Source organism: Noviherbaspirillum soli, from assembly GCF_015352955.1.
Lineage (GTDB): Bacteria > Pseudomonadota > Gammaproteobacteria > Burkholderiales > Burkholderiaceae_D > Noviherbaspirillum_A > Noviherbaspirillum_A soli.
The window spans coordinates 1-20,388 of the sequence record NZ_JACYOX010000024.1 but is presented as its reverse complement, the minus strand read 5'-3'; the positions used below and the strand labels follow the sequence as shown (position 1 = coordinate 20,388).

General features: G+C 60.3%; 20 protein-coding genes and 1 tRNA gene. 1 reads left to right on the top strand and 20 read right to left on the bottom strand.

Annotated features, from left to right (window positions below):
- Positions 1-56: 56 nt before the first annotated feature.
- The gene (locus tag IGW04_RS16435; RefSeq protein ID WP_194714174.1) at positions 57-1,733 is read left to right on the top strand and encodes an electron transfer flavoprotein-ubiquinone oxidoreductase; all 1,677 of its coding nucleotides are present in this window, start codon (positions 57-59) and stop codon (positions 1,731-1,733) included.
- A 65-nt stretch (positions 1,734-1,798) separates the two neighbouring features.
- Here IGW04_RS16435 and IGW04_RS16430 read toward each other — a convergent pair whose 3' ends face one another.
- The 20 genes from IGW04_RS16430 to IGW04_RS16335 form a co-directional block, all read right to left on the bottom strand.
- Complete coding sequence (locus IGW04_RS16430) at positions 1,799-2,356, bottom strand: NUDIX domain-containing protein (protein WP_194714232.1); 558 nt, start codon at positions 2,354-2,356, stop codon at positions 1,799-1,801.
- A 26-nt stretch (positions 2,357-2,382) separates the two neighbouring features.
- Positions 2,383-2,688 (bottom strand): DUF2818 family protein, encoded by a 306-nt coding sequence (locus tag IGW04_RS16425; RefSeq protein ID WP_194714173.1) that lies wholly within the window; start codon positions 2,686-2,688, stop codon positions 2,383-2,385.
- A 20-nt stretch (positions 2,689-2,708) separates the two neighbouring features.
- The gene (nuoN, locus tag IGW04_RS16420; RefSeq protein WP_194714172.1) at positions 2,709-4,196 is read right to left on the bottom strand and encodes an NADH-quinone oxidoreductase subunit NuoN; all 1,488 of its coding nucleotides are present in this window, start codon (positions 4,194-4,196) and stop codon (positions 2,709-2,711) included.
- 131 nt (positions 4,197-4,327) lie between these two features.
- On the bottom strand, positions 4,328-5,818 hold the full coding sequence (locus tag IGW04_RS16415; protein ID WP_194714171.1) for an NADH-quinone oxidoreductase subunit M: 1,491 nt from the start codon (positions 5,816-5,818) through the stop codon (positions 4,328-4,330).
- Positions 5,819-5,842: 24 nt separating this feature from the next.
- Complete coding sequence (gene nuoL / locus IGW04_RS16410; protein ID WP_194714170.1) at positions 5,843-7,936, bottom strand: NADH-quinone oxidoreductase subunit L; 2,094 nt, start codon at positions 7,934-7,936, stop codon at positions 5,843-5,845.
- A gap of 25 nt (positions 7,937-7,961) precedes the next feature.
- Positions 7,962-8,273 (bottom strand): NADH-quinone oxidoreductase subunit NuoK, encoded by a 312-nt coding sequence (gene nuoK / locus IGW04_RS16405; protein WP_194714231.1) that lies wholly within the window; start codon positions 8,271-8,273, stop codon positions 7,962-7,964.
- Between the two features lie 7 nt (positions 8,274-8,280).
- Positions 8,281-8,934 carry an NADH-quinone oxidoreductase subunit J gene (locus IGW04_RS16400; RefSeq protein ID WP_194714169.1) on the bottom strand — a complete coding sequence of 218 codons (654 nt, stop codon included), beginning with the start codon at positions 8,932-8,934 and terminating at the stop codon, positions 8,281-8,283.
- A 64-nt stretch (positions 8,935-8,998) separates the two neighbouring features.
- On the bottom strand, positions 8,999-9,487 hold the full coding sequence (nuoI, locus tag IGW04_RS16395) for an NADH-quinone oxidoreductase subunit NuoI (protein ID WP_194714168.1): 489 nt from the start codon (positions 9,485-9,487) through the stop codon (positions 8,999-9,001).
- Positions 9,488-9,507: 20 nt separating this feature from the next.
- Positions 9,508-10,581 (bottom strand): NADH-quinone oxidoreductase subunit NuoH, encoded by a 1,074-nt coding sequence (gene nuoH / locus IGW04_RS16390; protein WP_194714167.1) that lies wholly within the window; start codon positions 10,579-10,581, stop codon positions 9,508-9,510.
- Complete coding sequence (gene nuoG, locus IGW04_RS16385) at positions 10,581-12,926, bottom strand: NADH-quinone oxidoreductase subunit NuoG (RefSeq protein WP_194714166.1); 2,346 nt, start codon at positions 12,924-12,926, stop codon at positions 10,581-10,583. The genes nuoH and nuoG overlap by 1 nt, the downstream gene beginning before the upstream one ends.
- Before the next feature lie 60 nt (positions 12,927-12,986).
- Positions 12,987-14,282, bottom strand: a complete 1,296-nt coding sequence (gene nuoF / locus IGW04_RS16380) for an NADH-quinone oxidoreductase subunit NuoF (protein ID WP_194714165.1) — start codon at positions 14,280-14,282, stop codon at positions 12,987-12,989.
- Positions 14,279-14,758, bottom strand: coding sequence for an NADH-quinone oxidoreductase subunit NuoE (gene nuoE, locus IGW04_RS16375; protein ID WP_194714164.1), 480 nt, complete (start codon positions 14,756-14,758; stop codon positions 14,279-14,281). The genes nuoF and nuoE overlap by 4 nt, the downstream gene beginning before the upstream one ends.
- Before the next feature lie 46 nt (positions 14,759-14,804).
- Positions 14,805-16,058, bottom strand: coding sequence for an NADH-quinone oxidoreductase subunit D (locus tag IGW04_RS16370; RefSeq protein WP_194714163.1), 1,254 nt, complete (start codon positions 16,056-16,058; stop codon positions 14,805-14,807).
- A 2-nt stretch (positions 16,059-16,060) separates the two neighbouring features.
- The gene (locus tag IGW04_RS16365; RefSeq protein WP_194714162.1) at positions 16,061-16,657 is read right to left on the bottom strand and encodes an NADH-quinone oxidoreductase subunit C; all 597 of its coding nucleotides are present in this window, start codon (positions 16,655-16,657) and stop codon (positions 16,061-16,063) included.
- Between the two features lie 18 nt (positions 16,658-16,675).
- Positions 16,676-17,152 (bottom strand): NuoB/complex I 20 kDa subunit family protein, encoded by a 477-nt coding sequence (locus IGW04_RS16360; protein WP_194714161.1) that lies wholly within the window; start codon positions 17,150-17,152, stop codon positions 16,676-16,678.
- Between the two features lie 3 nt (positions 17,153-17,155).
- The gene (locus tag IGW04_RS16355) at positions 17,156-17,515 is read right to left on the bottom strand and encodes an NADH-quinone oxidoreductase subunit A (RefSeq protein WP_194714160.1); all 360 of its coding nucleotides are present in this window, start codon (positions 17,513-17,515) and stop codon (positions 17,156-17,158) included.
- Positions 17,516-17,638: 123 nt separating this feature from the next.
- Positions 17,639-17,723: transfer RNA gene (locus tag IGW04_RS16350), tRNA-Leu, on the bottom strand.
- 74 nt (positions 17,724-17,797) lie between these two features.
- A complete protein-coding gene (gene secG / locus IGW04_RS16345) occupies positions 17,798-18,178 on the bottom strand; it encodes a preprotein translocase subunit SecG (protein WP_194714159.1) in 381 nt (126 codons plus the stop codon).
- 30 nt (positions 18,179-18,208) lie between these two features.
- On the bottom strand, positions 18,209-18,961 hold the full coding sequence (gene tpiA, locus IGW04_RS16340) for a triose-phosphate isomerase (protein ID WP_194714158.1): 753 nt from the start codon (positions 18,959-18,961) through the stop codon (positions 18,209-18,211).
- Positions 18,962-19,062: 101 nt separating this feature from the next.
- Complete coding sequence (locus IGW04_RS16335) at positions 19,063-20,277, bottom strand: hypothetical protein (protein ID WP_194714157.1); 1,215 nt, start codon at positions 20,275-20,277, stop codon at positions 19,063-19,065.
- Positions 20,278-20,388 lie beyond the last annotated feature (111 nt).

Genomic DNA, 20,388 nt, shown 5'->3' with positions numbered 1-20,388 from the left:
CAAAATCCCGGACAATTAGCACGCACGTTCGAAAATAAAGTAAAGGTAACGAGACCATGACGGAGAACCAGAGCATTCTTGAACAATACGGTCCGCGCGAAGCGATGGAGTATGACGTCGTGATCGTCGGTGGCGGACCCGGCGGCCTGTCGGCCGCGATCCGCCTGAAGCAACTGGCAGAGAAAAATGGCCGCGACGTCTCGGTCTGCGTGCTGGAAAAAGGCGGCGAGGTCGGCGCCCACATCCTGTCGGGCGCAGTGATGGACCCGATCGCCATGAACGAACTGTTCCCCAACTGGCGTGAACTGGGCGCGCCCCTGAACACTCCGGTCAGCGAAGACCGCTTCATGTTCCTGACCGAGAAGAAGGCCCGCACCACGCCGGAGTGGATGCTGCCGTCCTGCTTCAAGAACCATGGCAATTACGTCGTATCGCTGGCCAATGTGACGCGCTGGCTGGGCCAGCAGGCCGAAGCGCTCGGCGTGGAAGTCTTTCCAGGCTTTCCGGCCGCGGAGATCCTGTACAACGACGACGGCTCCGTCAAGGGCGTAGCCACCGGCAACATGGGCGTGGACCGTGAAGGCAAGCCGACCGACGCCTTTCAGCTGGGCATGGAGCTGCATGCGAAATACACCCTGTTTGCCGAGGGCTCGCGCGGCCATCTGGGCAAGCAATTGATGCAGCGCTTCGACCTCAATGCCGGCCGCGATCCGCAGACCTACGGCATCGGGATCAAGGAACTGTGGGAAATCGATCCGAAGATGCACAAGCCGGGCCTGGTGATCCACACCGCCGGCTGGCCGCTGGACGCAACCACCTATGGCGGTTCCTTCCTCTACCATCTGGAAAACAACCAGGTCGCAGTCGGCTATGTGGTGGGCCTGTCCTACTCCAATCCCTATCTGTCGCCGTACGAGGAATTCCAGCGCTACAAGACGCATCCGGAAATCCGCAAGTTCTTCGAAGGCGGCAAGCGCATTTCCTATGGCGCGCGCGCCATTACCGCGGGCGGCCTGCAGTCGCTGCCGAAGCTGACCTTCCCGGGTGGCGTGCTGCTGGGCTGCGATGCCGGCTTCCTCAATGCCAGCCGCATCAAGGGCAGCCATGCCGCGATGAAAACCGGCATGATGGCCGCCGAAGCCGCGTTCGATGCGCTTGGCGCTGAGCGCCAGCACGATGAACTCACGGCTTATCCGGAGGCTTTCCGCAGCAGCTGGCTGTACGACGAGCTGCACAAGGCCCGCAATTTCAAGCCTTTCATGGGACAGGGCCTGTACACCGGCACGCTGATGGTGGGCATCGACCAGGTGCTGTTCCGTGGCAAGGCGCCATGGACGCTGCGCCACAAGAAGGCGGACCATGAGTATCTGCGGCCGGCGGCCGAGTTCAAGCCCATCGTCTATCCGAAGCCGGACGGCAAGCTGACCTTCGACCGGCTGTCCTCGGTGTTCATCTCCAACACCAATCATGCCGAAGACCAGCCGGTGCACCTGACGCTGAAGGACCCGAACGTACCGGTCGACATCAACCTGCATATCTATGCCGGTCCCGAGCAGCGCTATTGCCCGGCGGGCGTGTATGAATATGTGACCAGCGACGAAGGCAAGGAAAGGCTGCAGATCAATGCGCAGAACTGCGTGCACTGCAAGACCTGCGATATCAAGGACCCGACGCAGAACATCGTCTGGGTGACGCCGGAAGGTGGCGGCGGTCCGAACTATCCGAACATGTAACAACAAAAAAGCCGCGACAAGCGGCTTTTTTTACGACCAGTTGCTCCCAAGGACGGACTGTAACCCTACTTCATCGGCCATGCACCGGAAATGATTTTCTCCAGCCAGAAGGAACCGATCACGGTCTTCACGTCGGTGACCTTGCCTTCCCTGACCCATTGCAGCAGTTCATCGACCGACACTGTCATGGTTTCGAGGAACTCGCCGTCATCCAGCGCGCTTTCGCCCGCCACCAGGCCGCGTGCCAGATAGATTTCGAGATGCTCGTCGGAATAGGCGATGGCATTATGGATCGTGCAGACGAACTGCCAGTCGGTCGCGGTATAACCGGTCTCTTCCTTCAGTTCACGCTTGGCGCAGTCGAGATGGTCCTCGCCCGGATCGATTTTCCCCGCAGGAAATTCATAGAAGACCTGATCCAGCGGATAACGGTACTGGCGCTCGATCAGGATGCTGCCGTCGTCCAGCACGGGAAGGATCACTACCGCGCCCGGATGCCGTATGTATTCGCGCTCGGAGTGCGCGCCGTTGGGCAGCTTGACCCGGTCTTTCTGAACCTTCAAAAAGTCGCCGTCATATACGGTCGAGCTGTCGACACGGGTTTCTCTCAGGTGCTTGTCCATCATTGTCCTTTCACGATGAGCGGTACTCAGCCCTGGCGGCGTCGCAGATAGCGGTACACGAAGCCGGGATAGGCCAGCACAATGAAGAGACAGCCGGTGACTGCGTAGAATTCCCAGCGCTGCGGAAAACGGTTGCCCATGCGCGACTCGAGCAGGAAAGCCAGCAAACCAACCGCGGCATAAAGGCAGAACATTTCCAGCAGGCGCAGCCAGAACGGCTTGGCTGCGCCGCGCCAGGGAATCAGGCCGAACACGCGCTCGCTGAGAAAAGGCAGGTTGGCCGCCAAGGCGGCCAACAGGATTACCAGCCAGCTGGAGAGGGAAACGTCCATCTAGCGGGAGAGGACCGGCATCAGGAGGCCAGCGTGCGCAGGATGGCGGCGCCGCAGGCGGCCATCAGCGGGCCGGGCAGCAGGCCCAGCACAACGACCGCCACGCCGTTCAGGCTGAGCGCAATGCGCATGTCGCCGTTGGCAACGATGCGAGTGTTGTCGGTCGCGTCATCGAAATACATCAGCTTGATGATGCGCAGGTAGTAGTACGCGCCAACCAGCGAGAACAGCACGGCAACGATGGCCAGCCACAGCATGCCTGCACCCAGTACCGACTGCAGCACCGCCAGCTTGGCATAGAAGCCCATCATCGGCGGCACGCCCGCCAGGGACAGCAACAGCACCATCATCACCGCGGCAAACCACGGGCTGCGCTGATTGAGGCCCTTGAAGTCGTCGAGGTTGTCCGCTTCGAAACCGGCGCGCGACAGCAGCATGATCACGCCGAAGGTGCCCAGCGTGGTCAGCACATAGGTGATGGCATAGAACATCGACGAGCTGTAGGCATTGGCAGCGGCATTGGCATCGCTGCCGGCATACACGCCCGAGAGCAGGCCCAGCAGCATGAAGCCCATCTGCGAGATCGTCGAATAGGCGAGCATGCGCTTCAGATTGGTTTGCGCAATCGCGGTGATGTTGCCGATCGCCATGGAGACCACCGCCATCACCGTCAGCATCTGCTGCCAGTCGACAGCCAGCGTCCACAGGCCTTCCACCAGCAGGCGCATGCAAATGGCGAACGCCGCCAGCTTGGGCGCGCCGCCCAGCAGCAGCGTGACCGAAGTGGGCGCGCCCTGGTAGACGTCCGGCACCCACATATGGAACGGCGCGGCGCCCAGCTTGAATGCCAGGCCGGCCACGACGAACACCACGCCGAACACCAGCACCATGCGGTTGACGGTACCGGACGCGGTGATGCGCGCCACCTCGGCCAGGTCCAGCGAGCCGGTCGCGCCATACAGCATCGAGATGCCATACAACAGGAAGCCGGATGCCAAGGCGCCGAGAATGAAATACTTCATCGCAGCTTCGGTGGATGCCGTATGGTCGCGGCGCAACGCAACCAGCGCGTACAGCGACAGCGACATCAGTTCAAGGCCGAGGTAAATGATCAGGAAGTTGTTTGCCGACAGCATGACCATCTGGCCCACCAGCGAGAACAGGGCCAGCACGTAGAATTCGCCGCCTGTATTGACCGTCACCATGTTGCGATCGGTGGTGTACTGGCGCGAATAGATCAGCGTCAGGCCGACCGCCAGATAGGAGAACAGCTTCAGCAGGTTGGACATCGGGTCGGAAACGAACATGTTGCCGAAGGTGTACTGGGTAGCGCCGTGGTTGAAGTCCACCAGCGTCAGCGCGGCACACACCGCAAGCGCGCCGAGGGACAGCAGGTAAGTAAGGTTGCGCCTGGCATCGCTCAGGAACATGTCGATCAGCAGGATGACGGACGTCGCGACCACCAGAAAAATTTCGGGGTACAACGGTGCGAGATTCAGGTTGTTCATGGTTTCCGCTTTGATTGCGCCGGTTTTATTGCTGGTGGCATGCAGCGTGCCGCATGCCACCGATAACTTGCCCCTGCCGCGGTGCGACAGGGTAAAAATGGAGTTGCCTGATTGGCCTCATGCGCCGGGTTTCAGGGTACCTTGCTCACAGCAACATGCTTCAGCAGATCCGTCACCGACGTCTGCAGCGTATCGCCGATCGGCGCCGGGTAGACGCCCATCACGATCACGGCGATCGCCAGCACGCCCAGCATCATGAATTCCCGGCCGCTCAGGTCCTGCAGCTCGGCCACATGCTTGTTGCCGATGTTGCCGAACACCACCCGCTTGACCAGCCACAGCGAGTAGGCCGCGCCCAGGATCAGGGCGGTGCCGGCCAGCACGCCGATCCAGAAATTGAACTGGACCGAAGCCAGGATCACCATGAACTCGCCGATGAAGCCCGAGGTTGCCGGCAGGCCCGCATTGGCCAGCGAGAACAGCACGAAGAAGGCGGCGAAGCGCGGCATGGTATTGACGACGCCGCCGTATTCGGCGATTTGCCTGGTGTGCATGCGGTCGTACAGAACGCCGATGCACAGGAACATTGCGCCCGACACGAAGCCATGCGAGATCATTTGCATGATTGCGCCCTGCGCGCCCATATCGTTGAAAAGGAAGCAGCCCAGCGTGACGAAACCCATGTGGGCAATCGATGAATACGCCACCAGCTTCTTCATGTCGGCCTGAACCATTGCAACCAGGCCAATGTAGATGACCGCGATCAGCGACAGCGACATCACCAGCGGCGCCAGGTAGTGGCTGGCGTCCGGCGTCACGGGCAGCGAGAAGCGCAGGAAACCGTAGCCGCCGAGCTTGAGCATGATGGCAGCCAGCACCACCGAGCCGCCGGTGGGCGCCTCGACGTGGGCATCGGGCAGCCAGGTATGCACCGGCCACATCGGCACCTTCACGGCGAAGGCCATCATGAAGGCGAGGAAAATCGGGATCTGCACGGCCAGCGGCAGCGGCAGCGCATGCCAGGCCAGGATGTCGAAGCTGTTGCCGGCCTTGAAGTACAGGTAGATGATCGCCACCAGCATCAGCAGCGAGCCGAGGAAGGTGTACAGGAAGAACTTGACCGCGGCGTACATCCGGTTGCTGCCGCCCCAGACGCCGATGATGATGAACATCGGGATCAGCGTGGCTTCGAAGAACACATAGAACAGCAGGCCGTCCAGAGCGCAGAACACGCCGATCATCGCGCCCGACAGGATCAGGAAGGCGCCCATGTATTGCGACACCTTCTTCTCGATCACCTGCCAGCCGGCGATCACGACGATGATCGTGATGAAGGCCGTCAGCGGCACGAACCACAGCGAGATGCCGTCGATGCCCAGCGCATAGAAGATGTTGAAGGTCTTGATCCAGGCGGCGCGCTCGACGAACTGCATGCCATGCGCGGCATTGTCGAAACCGGCGACGATCGCCAGCGTCGGCAGGAAGCTGATGACTGCGCCGAGCAGTGCCAGCATGCGCGACGCGCCGGGTTTGTTGTCGTTGCCAACGGCCAGCACCAGCAGGCCAGAAAGAATCGGCAACCAGATCGCCAGACTGAGTAGAGGTAGTGTTGACTGCATCATGTTTGTTTTTCTGGAAGCGCGACGTTATTTCATGTAGTTGGCCAGCAGCAGATAGCCCAGGTACAGCGCTATGCCGAGGATCATCGTGAATGCGTAGTGGTAGATGTAGCCGGTCTGGAAGGCACGGGAAATCACCGAGAACCAGCCCACCACGCGCGCACTGCCATTGACCAGCAGCCCGTCGATCAGGGCGCGGTCGCCGACATTCCACAGGCCGCGGCCGAGGCCGCGGGCGCCGCCGGCGAACACCACTTCATTGATGCGGTCCATGTAGTACTTGTTGTCCAGCAGCGTGTAGATGCCGTGGAACTTGCTGTAGAACCAGGCTGGCACGCGCGGATTGATCATGTAGCAGTAGTAGGCGGTCACGACGCCGGCAAGCGCCAGCCAGAATGGCAGGCTGGTGAAGCCGTGCAGCGCCATGGCCATTGCGCCGTGGAATTCGTGACCCAGCTCTTCCATCGCATGGTGGTTTTCACCGACGAAGATCACGCCCTTGAAGAAGTCGCCGTGCAGCATCGGGCCGATAGCCAGGTAGCCGATGATGACCGACGGGATGGCCAGCAGGATCAGCGGCAGCGTGACCACCAGCGGCGCTTCGACCGGCTTCTCTCCCGGCGCCAGGCCATGGTGCTCCTCGTGGCCCGCCTCTTCCTCGACCTCATGGCCGTGGATGTCGTCCGAGGTGTGATGCGCCGCGTGATGGTCGTGATGGTCGTCATGGCCATGATGGGCCTTGCCGAAACGCTCCTCGCCGTGGAACACCAGGAAGTACATGCGGAAGGAGTAGAAGGCAGTGACGAACACGCCGGCCAGCACCGAGAAGTAGGCAAAGCCCGCGCCCGGAAGATGGGTCGCGGCCACCGCTTCGATGATGCTGTCCTTGGAATAGAAGCCCGAGAAGAATGGCGTGCCGATCAGGGCGAGCGAGCCGAGCAGCGAGGTGATCCAGGTGATGGGAAGGTACTTGCGCAGGCCGCCCATGTTACGGATGTCCTGGTCGTGGTGCATGCTGATGATGACCGCGCCGGCGGCAAGGAACAGCAGCGCCTTGAAGAAGGCGTGGGTCATCAGGTGGAACACGCCGACCTGATAGGCGGACGCGCCCAGGGCAACCGTCATGTAACCCAGCTGCGACAGCGTGGAATACGCAACCACCCGCTTGATGTCGTTCTGGATGATGCCGAGGAAACCCATGAACAGGGCCGTGATGGAGCCGATCACCAGCACGAAGGACAAGGCGGTGTCCGAAAGCTCGAACAGCGGCGACATGCGGGCAACCATGAAGATGCCGGCGGTGACCATGGTGGCGGCGTGGATCAGCGCCGAGATCGGGGTCGGGCCTTCCATCGAATCGGGCAGCCATACATGCAGCGGGAACTGTGCCGACTTGCCCATCGCGCCGATGAACAGGCAAATGCAGGCAACCGTCAGCAGCATCCAGCTCGAACCCGGCATGGTCAGCTGGGCCAGCGCTTCGCGCTTGGCGAACACTTCGGTGTAGTTCATCGAGCCGGCGAACGCCAGCAGCAGGCCGATGCCGAGGATGAAGCCGAAGTCGCCGACGCGGTTGACCAGGAATGCCTTCATGTTGGCGTAGATCGCGGTCGGCTTGGTGTACCAGAAACCGATCAGCAGATACGACACCAGGCCAACCGCTTCCCAGCCGAAGAACAGCTGCAGGAAGTTGTTGCTCATCACGAGCATCAGCATGGAGAAGGTGAACAGCGAGATGTAGGAGAAGAAACGGTTATAGCCCGGATCTTCCTGCATGTAGCCGATGGTATAGATATGAACCATCAGCGAGACGAAGGTCACGACGCACATCATCATCGCGGTCAGGCTGTCGACCATGAAGCCGATTTCCAGCTTGATGCCGCCGACCGTCATCCAGTTGTACAGCGTGCCGTTGTAGGTCGCGCCATCCAGCACCGCCAGCAGCGTCTGCACCGAGATGATCAGCGCGATCAGCACGCCGAGGATGGTGACGCTGTGGGAAGCGCCCCGCCCTATCTTGTTGCCGAAGAACTTGGTGCCGAAGAGGCCGGCAATGGCCGATCCCGCGAGCGGCGCCAGAGGTACGGCCAGAAGGAGTTGTGGGTTGAGTTGCCCCGCCATGATGAACCTTATCGTTTATTTGTTATTAGCCCTTGAGCGTGTCCAGATCTTCGACGTTGATGGTGTCGAGATTGCGGAACAGCACAACAAGGATCGCCAGGCCGATTGCGGATTCCGCGGCGGCCACAGTGAGGATGAAGAAAACGAAGATCTGTCCGGCGGCATCGCCGAGATAATGCGAGAACGCGATGAAATTCATGTTCACCGCAAGCAGCATCAGTTCAATCGCCATCAGCAGAATGATGATGTTCTTGCGGTTGAGGAAAATACCGACGACGGAGATCGAAAACAGGATCGCGCCGAGGATCAGGTAATGAGCAAGAGTCAGAGTCACAATGCGGCCCTTATTGTTTTTGCGGGGCGGACGCGGAAGCGGCGTCAGCCTCTGCAGGCGCGGCAACGCGCTCGGTTTCGGATTTCATGCTGATGATGCGCAGACGGTCGGTGCTCTTGACCTTGACCGCGTCGGCCGGATCGAAGTACTTGCTGTCCTTGCGCCGGCGCAGGGTCAGCGCCACGGCGGCAACGATGGCAACCAGCAGGATTACCGCGGCGATCTCGAAGCCGTACACATACTGGGTATAGATCAGCTTGCCGAGTTCGCGGGTGTTGCCGATGTTGGCGGCAGCTTCCGGGACCCGCGGATCGAGCGTCAGGAAGCCGCGGAACAGCACTGCCGCCATTTCCAGCACGATGATCACGCCTATCGTGGCCGCGAACGGGAAGTAGCTCCAGAAGCCCTGCCGCAATTTATCCATGTCGATATCGAGCATCATGACCACGAACAGGAACAGCACCATCACCGCGCCGACATAGACCAGCACCAGGACGATGGCGAGGAATTCCGCTTTCAGCAGCATCCAGATGGCGGCGGCCGAAAAGAAGGACAGCACCAGGTACAGGGCAGCATGCACCGGGTTGCGATCCGTGATGACGCGGGTCGCGGCCACTACAAGGACGGCCGAGAACACGTAGAACAGCGCAGTTTTAAATTCCATAATGGACCACAATGATCGCCCTCGACCGCCCCGGAAAGGCCGGTTCTGCAGCGAATTAATCAAATCAACGGTAAGCGGCGTCGGCGGCGCGGTTGGCGGCGATGTCTTTCTCGTAACGGTCGCCAATGGCCAGCAGCATTTCCTTGGTGTAGTACAGGTCGCCCCGTTTCTCACCGTGGTACTCCAGCATATTGGTCTCGACGATGGAGTCCACCGGGCAGGACTCTTCGCAGAAACCGCAGAAAATGCATTTGGTCAGGTCGATGTCGTAACGGGTGGTGCGGCGGGTGCCGTCCTCACGCTCGTCGGACTCGATCGAAATGGCCATTGCCGGGCAGACCGCTTCGCACAGCTTGCAGGCGATGCAGCGCTCTTCGCCGTTGGGATAGCGGCGCAGCGCGTGCAGGCCGCGGAAACGCGGCGACAGTGGCGTCTTCTCTTCCGGGAATTGCACGGTGATCTTGCGTGCGAACATATAGCGGCCGGTCAGGGCCAGGCCCTTGAACAGCTCGCGCAGCATGAGGCTGCCGAAAAAATCCTTGATGGCTTCCATGTCTTATTCAGCCTTTTCCATTATTTCCAGATATTCCAGGGGGACTGGATCCAGATCGCGACGATCAGCAGATAAGCCAGCGTCAGCGGGATGAACACTTTCCAGCCCAGTCGCATGATCTGGTCATAGCGATAGCGCGGGAAGGATGCGCGTACCCAGATGAAGATCGATACCACCAGGAAGGTCTTGATGCCCAGCCAGATCCAGCCCGGAATCCAGGTGAACGGCGCGACGCCGAACGGCGCATCCCAGCCGCCGAGGAACATCAGCGACGCCAGGGCCGAGATCAGGATCATGTTCGCGTATTCCGCGAGGAAGAACATCGCGAACGACATGCCCGAGTATTCCACCATGTGACCGGCGACGATCTCGGACTCGCCTTCGACCACGTCGAACGGGTGGCGGTTGGTCTCGGCGATGCCGGAGATGATGTACACGCCGAACATCGGCAGCAGCGGCAGCCAGTTCCAGGACAGGAAGTTCAGGCCGATCGATGCCATGCGGCCAGTGGTCTGCTGCATCACGATCTCGGTGAAGTTCAGGCTGCCCGACACCATCAGCACGATGACCAGTACGAAGCCCATCGCGATTTCATACGACACCATCTGGGCCGATGCGCGCATCGCGCCGAGGAAAGCGTACTTCGAGTTGGATGCCCAGCCGGCGATGATCACGCCATACACTTCCATCGAGGTGATTGCCATCACCAGCAACAGGCCGGCATTGACATTGGCCAGCGCCACTTCCGGACCGAAAGGCACGACCGCCCATGCAGCCAGCGCCGGCATGATGGTCATGATCGGGGCGATGACGAACAGCGCCTTGCTGGCGCGGGCCGGCACGATGATTTCCTTCAGCAGCAGCTTCAGCGCGTCGGCGATCGGCTGCAGCAGGCCTGCGGGGCCAACGCGGTTCGGGCCGATACGCACGTGCATCCAGCCGATCATCTTCCTTTCCCACAGGGTCAGGTAGGCCACGCAACCCATGATGGGCAGCACGATCAGCACGATCTTGACCAGGTTCCAGACCAGGGGCCAGACAGCGCCGAAAATGCCTTGTCCGGTGGTCTGCAGGTTCAGCAGCATTTGATCCATTACGCTTTCTCCACACGGATTTCACCGAACATGCCGCCCAGCATCCGGGTCTCGGGACGCGCTGTTGCGACACGCACCACGTTCTGCGGCAGGCGGGCATCGATGGCGACATCCAGCAGGACGCTTGCGCCGCCCTGGCTGACCCGCACCGGATCACCTGCAATCACGGCCAGCTTCTCGGCCAGCGCGACGGAGATGGCGGCGACAGGCGCCTTCGCATCGTTGGTCTGCTGCAGCGGCGGCGAACGGCGCACGACGGCATCGGTGCTGTAGATCGGCACGGGCGCCAGGCGTTCCAGTGCGTCGCCCGCCACTGCCTTGCCCGCCTGCGGCGCAAGGCCGGTCTTGTTGCTCAGGCGCGGACGCAGGTCGCCCTGGATTTCCTTGGCGTTGGCGTCCAGGCCCAGCACCTGGTTGCGGATTTCTTCCGAAGTCTCGTAGTTGAAGCCTTCCAGGTCCAGCAGGTTGCCCAGCACGCGCAGCACCTTCCATGCAGGACGGGTTTCGCCGAGCGGCTTGACGGTGCCGTTGAAGCTTTGCGCGCGGCCTTCGCAGTTCACATAGGTGCCGGCAGTCTCGCTGAAAGGCGAGATCGGCAGCAGCACGTCGGCATAATCCAGGCCCTGGCGATAGGCCGACATCGACACCACCATCTCGGCCTGGTCCAGCGCGCGACGGGCCAGTTGCGGGTCGTAGCAGTCGAGCTCCGGCTCCGCATTGAGCAGCAGGTAGGCCTTGCGCGGCGACGACAGCATCTGCTGCGCATTGCCGCCCTTGGCGGGATAGGCCTGCACCAGGTGGCCGCCGACGGTGTTGGCCGCCTCGGTCAGGTAGCCGAAGTGTGCGCCGGTCTGCTCTGCCAGCCATTGCGCTGCCGCATGCAGTTGCGATGCCTGCGGATGGTTTGCAGCAGCATTGCCCAGAAAAATGCCGCGCGGCTCGCCGGACAGCAGGCTGCCTGCGATCAGCTTCGCATTCTCGGACGGCTCGATATTGTCGAAGCCGGCCGGCAGCGCCACCGTCCTGGCCACCGACACGGCTGCCATGATCTCGGAAAGCGCCGACAGCCAGGCCGACGGCGCAACGATCATCTTGGCGGCAACCGGCATCAGCAGGTCGTCATCGCTGCCATGCAGGATGCCGATCTTGGCGCCGTTCTTGGTGGCGGCGCGCAGGCGGGCCGTCAGCAGCGGATGGTCCTTGCGCAGGAAGGAGCCGATCACGAACACACGCTTGAGTTCGGCGAATTCGGCGATCGACATGCCCAGCCAGGGAGCGACTTCACCGCTGAGCGCGAAGTCAGACTGGCGCAGACGGAAGTCGACGTTGTCGGAACCGATGCCATTGACCAGCTTCTTCAGCAGCGCCAGTTCTTCCAGCGTGGAATTTGGCGTTGCCAGCGCGGCAATCGCGTCAGCGCCATGCTCGTGCCGGATGTTGCGCAGGCCATGCGCGACATATTCGAGGGCGGTCTGCCAGTCTGTTTCCATCCACTTGCCGTCCTGCTTGATCATCGGGCGCGTCAGGCGCTCCTCGACATTCAGGCCTGCGTAGGAGAAACGGTCGCGGTCCGACAGCCAGCACTCGTTGATTTCTTCGTTTTCCAGCGGCAGCACCCGCTTGACTTCGCCGCCCTTGACCTGAACGATCAGGTTGGAACCCAGGCCGTCATGCGGACTGACCGACTTGCGGCGCGACAGCTCCCAGGTGCGGGCGCTGTAGCGAAACGGTTTGGATGTCAGCGCGCCGACCGGGCACAGGTCGATCATGTTGCCCGACAGTTCGGAGTCCACCGTCTTGCCGACGAAGGACGTGATCTCCGCGTGCTCGCCGCGGTTGAGCATGCCGAACTCCATCACACCGGCCACTTCCTGGCCGAAGCGCACGCAGCGGGTGCAGTGGATGCAGCGGGCCATCTCGCGCATCGAGATCAGCGGGCCGGCATCCTTGGGCACCACGACGCGCTTTTCTTCCGCATAGCGCGAATTGGAGCCGCCATAGCCGACCGCCAGATCCTGCAACTGACACTCGCCGCCCTGGTCGCAGATCGGGCAATCCAGCGGGTGATTGATCAGCAGGAATTCCATCACGCCCTTCTGGGCCTTGACTGCCTTTTCGCTGTGCGAGCGCACGATCATGCCGTTGGTGACGGGCGTGGCGCAGGCCGGCAAGGGCTTGGGCGCCTTCTCGACTTCCACCAGGCACATGCGGCAGTTTGCCGCGATGGACAACTTCTTGTGATAGCAGAAATGCGGAATGTAAGTGCCGATCTTGTTGGCAGCTTCCATCACCATGCTGCCTTCCTGCACTTCCACTTTCTTGCCGTCTATTTCGATTTCAACCATGGTTATCTTTTTCCCGTAGCGTGCGTTTCGCGCACCGGAGCCTTGCGGCCTGTTCCTGATTTACAGATAGGCCGGAACCAGGCACTGCTTGTGCTCAATGTGATATTCGAACTCTTCCCGGAAATTCTTGATCATTGCCCGGACCGGCATCGCGGCGGCATCGCCCAGCGCGCAGATGGTGCGGCCCTGGATGTTGTCGGCCACCGAGTTGAGCATGTCGATGTCTTCCGGACGACCCTGGCCATGCTCGATCCGGTGCACCATGCGGTACAGCCAGCCGGTGCCTTCGCGGCACGGCGTGCACTGGCCGCAGGATTCCTCGTAATAGAAGTAGGACAGGCGCAGCAGCGAGCGCACCATGCAGCGGGTTTCATCCATCACGATGACCGCGCCCGAACCCAGCATCGAGCCGGCCTTGGCGATCGAGTCGTAGTCCATGTCGGTGGCCATCATCACGTCGCCGGTGAGCACCGGCATCGACGATCCGCCCGGGATCACGGCCTTGATCTTCTTGCCGTCGCGCATGCCGCCGGCGAGTTCCAGCAGGGTCGCGAATGGCGTGCCCAGCGGGACTTCATAGTTGCCCGGACGGGCGATGTCGCCCGACATCGAGAAGATCTTGGTGCCGCCATTGTTCGGCTTGCCCAGCGCGGCATAGGCTTCGCCGCCCATCTTCATCACGAACGGCACCGCGGCAAAGGTCTCGGTGTTGTTGATGGTGGTCGGCTTGCCGTAGAGGCCGAAGCTGGCCGGGAACGGCGGCTTGAAGCGCGGCTGGCCTTTCTTGCCCTCGAGCGATTCCAGCAGCGCGGTTTCCTCGCCGCAGATGTAGGCGCCATAGCCGTGGAAGGCGTGCAGCTGGAAGTTGAACTGGCTGCCCATGATGCCATCGCCCAGGAAGCCTTCGGCGCGCGCTTCTTCGATCGCTTCCTCGAAGCGCTCGTAGTCGGCCCAGATCTCGCCGTGGATATAGTTGTAGCCCACGGTGATGCCCATCGCATAGGCGCCGATGGCCATGCCTTCGATCAGCGCATGCGGGTTGTAGCGAATGATGTCGCGGTCCTTGAAGGTGCCCGGCTCGCCTTCGTCGGTGTTGCAGACCAGGTATTTCTGGCCCGGGAACTGACGCGGCATGAAGCTCCACTTAAGCCCGGTCGGAAAGCCGGCGCCGCCGCGTCCACGCAGCGAGGAAGCCTTCAGCTCGGCGATCACCTGCTCGGGCGTGATGCCCTCGTTTAGAATGCGGCGCAGCGACTCGTAGCCGCCGCGCTTGACGTAATCCTTCAGGTGCCAGTTGGAGCCATCCAGGCCCGCCAGGATCAGCGGCTTGATATGACGGTTATGCAGGCTGGTCATTTCTTCAATTCCTCCAGCAGCGCATCGATCTTTTCATCCGACATCAGGCTGCACATGCGCTTGTTGTTCACCAGCAGGACCGGTGCGTCGCCACAGGCGCCCATGCACTCGCCTTCCATCAGCGTGAAATTGCCGTCTTCGGTCGTTTCACGATAGTCGATGCCCAGCTTTTGCTTGAGATAGTGCGCCGCCTTTTCACCGCCGGACAGCGCGCATGGCAGGTTGGTGCAGATCGTGATCTTGCTTTTGCCAACCGGGTTGAGGTTGTACATCATGTAGAAGGTGGCGACTTCCTGCACGGCGATCGGCGCCATGTCGAGATAGGCAGCCACGGCTTCCATGACTTCGGGCGACAGCCAGCCGGCCTCGTCCTGCGCAATCGCCAGCGCGGCCATGACCGCGGACTGTTTCTGGTCAGCCGGGAACTTGGCGATCTCGCGATCGATCTTTTTGTACGCTTGCTCTGATAACACCATTGTGTTTGCCTCGAATATCGATGCGCTTCACCTGAAGCGCACGACCTTATCTGTCAATCTCGCCGAAAACGATGTCCTGGGTGCCGATGATGGTGACCGCGTCCGCGATCATATGGCCCTTGGCCATTTCATTGAGGCCCTGCAGGTGCGGGAAACCTGGCGCGCGGATCTTCAGGCGATACGGCTTGTTGGCGCCGTCTGAAATCATGTAGATGCCGAACTCGCCCTTCGGATGCTCGACCGCCGCATAGGCTTCGCCGGCAGGCACGTGGAAGCCTTCGGTGAACAGCTTGAAGTGGTGGATCAGCTCTTCCATGTTGGACTTCATGTCCACCCGCGGCGGCGGCGCCACCTTGTGGTTGTCCACCATCACCGGACCGGGATTATTGCGCAGCCATTCGATGCATTGCTTGATGATGCGGTTGGACTGGCGCATCTCTTCCACGCGCACCAGGTAGCGGTCGTAGCAGTCGCCGTTGGTGCCGAGGGGGATATCGAAGTCCAGCAGGTCGTACACCTCGTATGGCTGCTTGCGGCGCAGATCCCACTCGATGCCCGAACCGCGCAGCATCGGGCCGGTGAAGCCCATGGCCTTGGCACGCTCCGGCGAGACCACGCCGATGCCCACCAGGCGCTGCTTCCAGATACGGTTGTCGGTCAGCAGGGTTTCGTATTCATCGACATAACCCGGGAAGCGGTTGGTGAAGTCCTCGATGAAGTCGAGCAGCGAACCCTGGCGGTTTTCATTGAGCTGGCGGATTGCCTTCTCATTGCGGATCACCGATGCCGCATACTTCGGCATGGCTTCCGGCAGGTCGCGATAGACGCCGCCCGGACGGTAGTAGGCCGCATGCATGCGCGCGCCCGACACCGCCTCGTAGCAGTCCATCAGGTCCTCGCGCTCGCGGAAGGCATAGAGGAACACGCCCATGGCGCCAACGTCGAGCGCATGCGCGCCGAGCCACAGCAGGTGGTTGAGCAGGCGGGTGATCTCATCGAACATCACGCGGATGTACTGGGCGCGCAACGGCACCTCGATGCCCAGCATCTTCTCGATGGCCATCACATAGGCGTGCTCGTTGCACATCATCGACACGTAATCGAGGCGATCCATGTACGGCACCGACTGCAGATAGGTCTTTTGCTCAGCCAGTTTCTCGGTGGCCCGATGCAGCAGGCCGATATGCGGGTCTGCGCGCTGGATGACTTCGCCGTCCAGTTCCAGCACAAGGCGCAGCACACCGTGCGCGGCCGGGTGCTGCGGCCCGAAGTTCAGGGTGTAGTTCTTGATTTCAGCCATGATTATTTGATCCCGTAATTTTCCTCGCGGATGACGCGCGGCACATTTTCACGCGGCTCAATCGTCACCGGCTGATAAATCACGCGCTTCTGCTCGGGGTCATAGCGCATCTCGACATAGCCCGTCACCGGGAAGTCCTTGCGGAACGGATGGCCGATGAAGCCATAGTCGGTCAGGATGCGGCGCAGGTCGTTGTGACCGTCGAACAGGATGCCATAGAAGTCGAATGCCTCGCGCTCATACCAGTTGGCGGTCGGCCAGACGTCCACCATCGACGCCACCAGCGGCATGTCGTCGTCGGGCGCAAACACGCGCACGCGCAGACGCCAGTTATGCGTCAGCGACAGCAGATGGCTCACCACGGCAAAGCGCGGACCGTCGTAGGCGCCATCGCCATACGCCGAGTAGTCGACGCCGCACAGGTCGATCAGTTCTTCAAAGCGCAGTTCGGAGTGGTCGCGCAGCACGCGCATCACGGACAGGTAATTGGCTGCCTTGACTACGATGGTGACTTCACCAAGCGCGACGGTCAGGTCATGCAGATTGTCGCCGAGCGCGTTGCGCAACCCGGCTTCGAGCGTTTCTAGTTTGGTCGTCATATAAGCGTCTGAGCGCCGTTAGCGGGCGATGGTATTGGTGCGCTTGATCTTGTTCTGCAGCTGCATGATGCCGTACAGCAGCGCTTCCGCTGTCGGCGGGCAGCCGGGCACATAGATATCGACCGGCACGATGCGGTCGCAACCGCGCACGACCGAATATGAATAGTGATAGTAGCCACCGCCGTTGGCGCAGGAGCCCATCGAGATGACCCAGCGCGGCTCGGCCATCTGGTCGTACACCTTGCGCAGCGCCGGCGCCATCTTGTTGCAAAGCGTGCCGGCAACGATCATCACGTCCGACTGGCGCGGCGACGGGCGAAACACCACGCCGAAACGGTCGAGATCGTAGCGTGACGCGCCGGCATGCATCATTTCGACTGCGCAGCAGGCCAGACCGAAGGTCATTGGCCACATGGACCCGGTACGGGTCCAGTTGATCAGCTTGTCAGCCGTAGTGGTGACAAAACCTTCATTCATTACACCTTCAATAGACATGGCTTATTCCCAATCCAGAGCGCCCTTCTTCCAGATGTACCAGAAGCCGACCACGAATTCGACGATGAACACCAGCATCGTGACGAATCCAGCCCAGCCCAGGTCGCGCATGGCTACGCCCCACGGGAAGAAGAAAGCAGTTTCCAGGTCAAACAGAATGAATAAAATTGCAACCAGGTAATAGCGCACGTCGAACTTCATGCGCGCATCTTCGAATGCCTCAAAGCCGCATTCGTAAGGAGAGTTCTTCTGCACATCAGGCCGGTGCGGACCCAGCAGGCGGCCCAGCACCTGGGGCGCGACACCAACGCCGATGCCGACGAGAATAAACAGGAGTACGGGGAAGTAGTTTTCGAGGTTCACGATGGGTCGCCGTATGAAGAAAGTCCAGCCTAGAATGCCCCAGCCGCCATGTAGAGCATGCGAACTAAACAACATTCTCGAGAAAAAGCCAGCTTGGGATGTCCCTAGCTGGCTTTATTATTGTGGTGCCGACGGCGAGACTCGAACTCGCACAGCTTTCGCCACTACCCCCTCAAGATAGCGTGTCTACCAATTTCACCACGTCGGCAAGCCCTGTATTTTAACCTGTCCGAATTCTTTATTCAATGCACAGTTGCGCATCGGACAAGCATAAAAGTAAAACTATTTTGGAATCTGGCCGGATTGGCCTTCACCCTGGGCAGGTGCAGCCGGTGCTGGCGCAGGAGCAGCGGGGGCAGCGGGAGCAGCGGCCGGCGCTGTAGTGGCAGGCAGATTATCCATCACGCCGCCTGTCACCGAAGCAGGCCGGTTTCCAATGAAAGCCAGCGCCAGCGTTGCGCCGAAGAAAATTGCCGCGGCCAGGCCGGTTGACTTGGACAGGAAATTCGATGAGCCGGTTGCACCGAACAGACTACCCGACGCACCGGAGCCAAATGCGGCGCCCATGTCGGCGCCCTTGCCATGTTGCAGCAGAACCAGGCCAATAATCGTCAGTGCCGACAGCACCTGGATCACGACGATGATGGTAAATAAGGTATTCATTGCAAATTCCAGTACAAGATAAGTAAAGCGTTAGGCTGCGGCGCGCACGATTGCCAGAAAATCGGCAGCCTTCAACGCGGCGCCGCCAATCAGGCCACCGTCGATATCAGCCATCGCAAGCAGTTCGGCGGCATTGTCGGGTTTCATGCTTCCGCCGTACAGAATCTGGATGCCGGACGCAGCCTGCGCATCGCGTGCCGCGATCCGGCCGCGCAGGAATGCGTGCACATCCTGGGCCATCTGTGGCGTGGCGGTCTTACCGGTGCCTATAGCCCAGACCGGCTCATAAGCCACGACCAGTTTCCCGAGATCGTTACCGGCAAGCTGCGCAAGCACTGCCTCGAGTTGGCGCTGCACCACCTGGTCGGTCTGTCCGGCTTCCCGCTCGGCCAGGGTTTCACCGACACACACAATGGGAATCAAGCCAGCCGCAATCGCACGTGCCGCCTTGCGGCCGACCATCTCATCGCTTTCGCCGTGATAGGCACGACGCTCGGAATGGCCGACGATGACATAAGCACAGTCGAAATCCCTCAGCATGGCCGCCGAGACTTCGCCCGTATATGCGCCGGCATCATGTGCGGAAACGTCCTGCGCTCCCCATGCGACCGACGTGCCGGCGAGCAATTGCTGGCACTGGGCTAGATAAGGCGCAGGCGCGCAGACCGCGACCTGGCATGAAGGCTGCTGCCCCAGTTCGGACTTGACTGCGGAGAGCAAGGCGGCATTCGATGCCAGGCCGCCATTCATCTTCCAGTTTCCGGTAATCAGTTTGCGACGCATAGAATTTTGGATTTTTGAGAACCCATCATTCTAGCCCGAGGGCGTACACCGGTCAAACAAGGAGGCTCTTCAAAATCACAGCGCCTAAGTGAGCGTCGTGCTCAAGCAGTTTTCTTGTCTGATCGCTGTTGCTGTGACAGTGCCTGAAGCTCTTGCCATTGCACAGACATCGTCGCAGCCCGGACGCTCGCCTGGCGCGGTGCGGGCGCATTCTTGGATGTTACTTTGTTCTGCCGGACACCGCCGGGCTTGGCATCAATGCCAGCCTGCTTGTTTGCCGGCTCATCCTTGCCGGTTTTCGATCGGGCGCCTGGACCTGCATATCCGCCACTTCCAGCATTAATCGATAACGGTGAAGTCACAGCATCTACCGATATCGGCGGCGCGGTTGTCTGGCGTTTGATCTCCGTATCCGGCTGTTTTGGAGAAGAAGTCAGACTTGGTTGAGTGGCCTTGTGGTCGACTAGCGCTTTTTTTAGAACCGGTGTATTTACCGGTGACCGCAAAACGCGTGCCGAGGGAATGGGCCCGCTTTGTTTCCTGCTGATGAAATTATGCCTTGCATAACCCGGGTCTGCCTTTTTCAAAACAAGGCCCATCGTATCTTCAAACCTGTCGGCGATATAGTCAGCCATTCTGCCGTAAGGCCGATTTCCCGGAGAACTTGCCTTGCTCTGATCGACCATTTCTTGCATCGTGGACAACGGTCTTGCTGCCTGCCTGAAGAAGTAATGAGCCCGGTGCAGTTCAAGCTCCCACTTTTTCAGTGAATAGGAAGATGAAAGAATGCCTTTTAACCGTGCTGCACAGAGTTTGAACATTCCTATCATGTCGGCACTGTACTGATCCGATTCACTCAGTGTGCGTACGAGTTCGTTCACGGCATCACAAATCACTTTGATCTCGCGGGCCAATTCGGCAGTTGCATCGCTTGACTCGTTGAAAATACCGACTCTTTTCTCTCCTTCGCTTTTCCTCAGAATGGAAACATTAGGCGAAAGGACATTTTTGATGGATTTACTTCTGTCGTAACCATTTGTGAGAGTCCGGGGCAACAGTTCGTGGGCGTCCGCAATACCGGCAGAGAGAATCTCCAATCGCGACACAAATTTCTGGGCCCAGACTTTTGCATAGGATCGTCCATCTTCGAGTTCGACGCCAAGATCCAAAACCTCCACCGCGGCATGACGAACAAACGCACTGGAACGTTTGCAATCGGCTTTTAGATATTCGACCGCAAGGTAGAGATCGCTCCAGATGGCGTTAAGCTTCTTTCCCAATTTGTGAACAGCTTTGTCATTAGGGCGTGTCATCAATTGAACTCTCGGAAATTTGCCTGGTCATTAGCGCGTTGAAAGTAATGATGGGGCGCGTAGCGCTGAGGGGTGATGACAAGACGTTACGGATTGCGGGATGACCAGTGGGAG

Coding starts and splice junctions, on each gene's coding strand:
- IGW04_RS16435 (WP_194714174.1), top strand. CDS start 57: ATGACGGAGAACCAGAGCATTCTTGAACAATACGGTCCGCGCGAAGCG.
- IGW04_RS16430 (WP_194714232.1), bottom strand. CDS start 2,356: ATGGACAAGCACCTGAGAGAAACCCGTGTCGACAGCTCGACCGTATAT.
- IGW04_RS16425 (WP_194714173.1), bottom strand. CDS start 2,688: ATGGACGTTTCCCTCTCCAGCTGGCTGGTAATCCTGTTGGCCGCCTTG.
- nuoN (WP_194714172.1), bottom strand. CDS start 4,196: ATGAACAACCTGAATCTCGCACCGTTGTACCCCGAAATTTTTCTGGTG.
- IGW04_RS16415 (WP_194714171.1), bottom strand. CDS start 5,818: ATGATGCAGTCAACACTACCTCTACTCAGTCTGGCGATCTGGTTGCCG.
- nuoL (WP_194714170.1), bottom strand. CDS start 7,936: ATGGCGGGGCAACTCAACCCACAACTCCTTCTGGCCGTACCTCTGGCG.
- IGW04_RS16400 (WP_194714169.1), bottom strand. CDS start 8,934: ATGGAATTTAAAACTGCGCTGTTCTACGTGTTCTCGGCCGTCCTTGTA.
- nuoI (WP_194714168.1), bottom strand. CDS start 9,487: ATGGAAGCCATCAAGGATTTTTTCGGCAGCCTCATGCTGCGCGAGCTG.
- nuoH (WP_194714167.1), bottom strand. CDS start 10,581: ATGGATCAAATGCTGCTGAACCTGCAGACCACCGGACAAGGCATTTTC.
- nuoG (WP_194714166.1), bottom strand. CDS start 12,926: ATGGTTGAAATCGAAATAGACGGCAAGAAAGTGGAAGTGCAGGAAGGC.
- nuoF (WP_194714165.1), bottom strand. CDS start 14,282: ATGACCAGCCTGCATAACCGTCATATCAAGCCGCTGATCCTGGCGGGC.
- nuoE (WP_194714164.1), bottom strand. CDS start 14,758: ATGGTGTTATCAGAGCAAGCGTACAAAAAGATCGATCGCGAGATCGCC.
- IGW04_RS16370 (WP_194714163.1), bottom strand. CDS start 16,058: ATGGCTGAAATCAAGAACTACACCCTGAACTTCGGGCCGCAGCACCCG.
- IGW04_RS16365 (WP_194714162.1), bottom strand. CDS start 16,657: ATGACGACCAAACTAGAAACGCTCGAAGCCGGGTTGCGCAACGCGCTC.
- IGW04_RS16360 (WP_194714161.1), bottom strand. CDS start 17,152: ATGTCTATTGAAGGTGTAATGAATGAAGGTTTTGTCACCACTACGGCT.
- secG (WP_194714159.1), bottom strand. CDS start 18,178: ATGAATACCTTATTTACCATCATCGTCGTGATCCAGGTGCTGTCGGCA.
- tpiA (WP_194714158.1), bottom strand. CDS start 18,961: ATGCGTCGCAAACTGATTACCGGAAACTGGAAGATGAATGGCGGCCTG.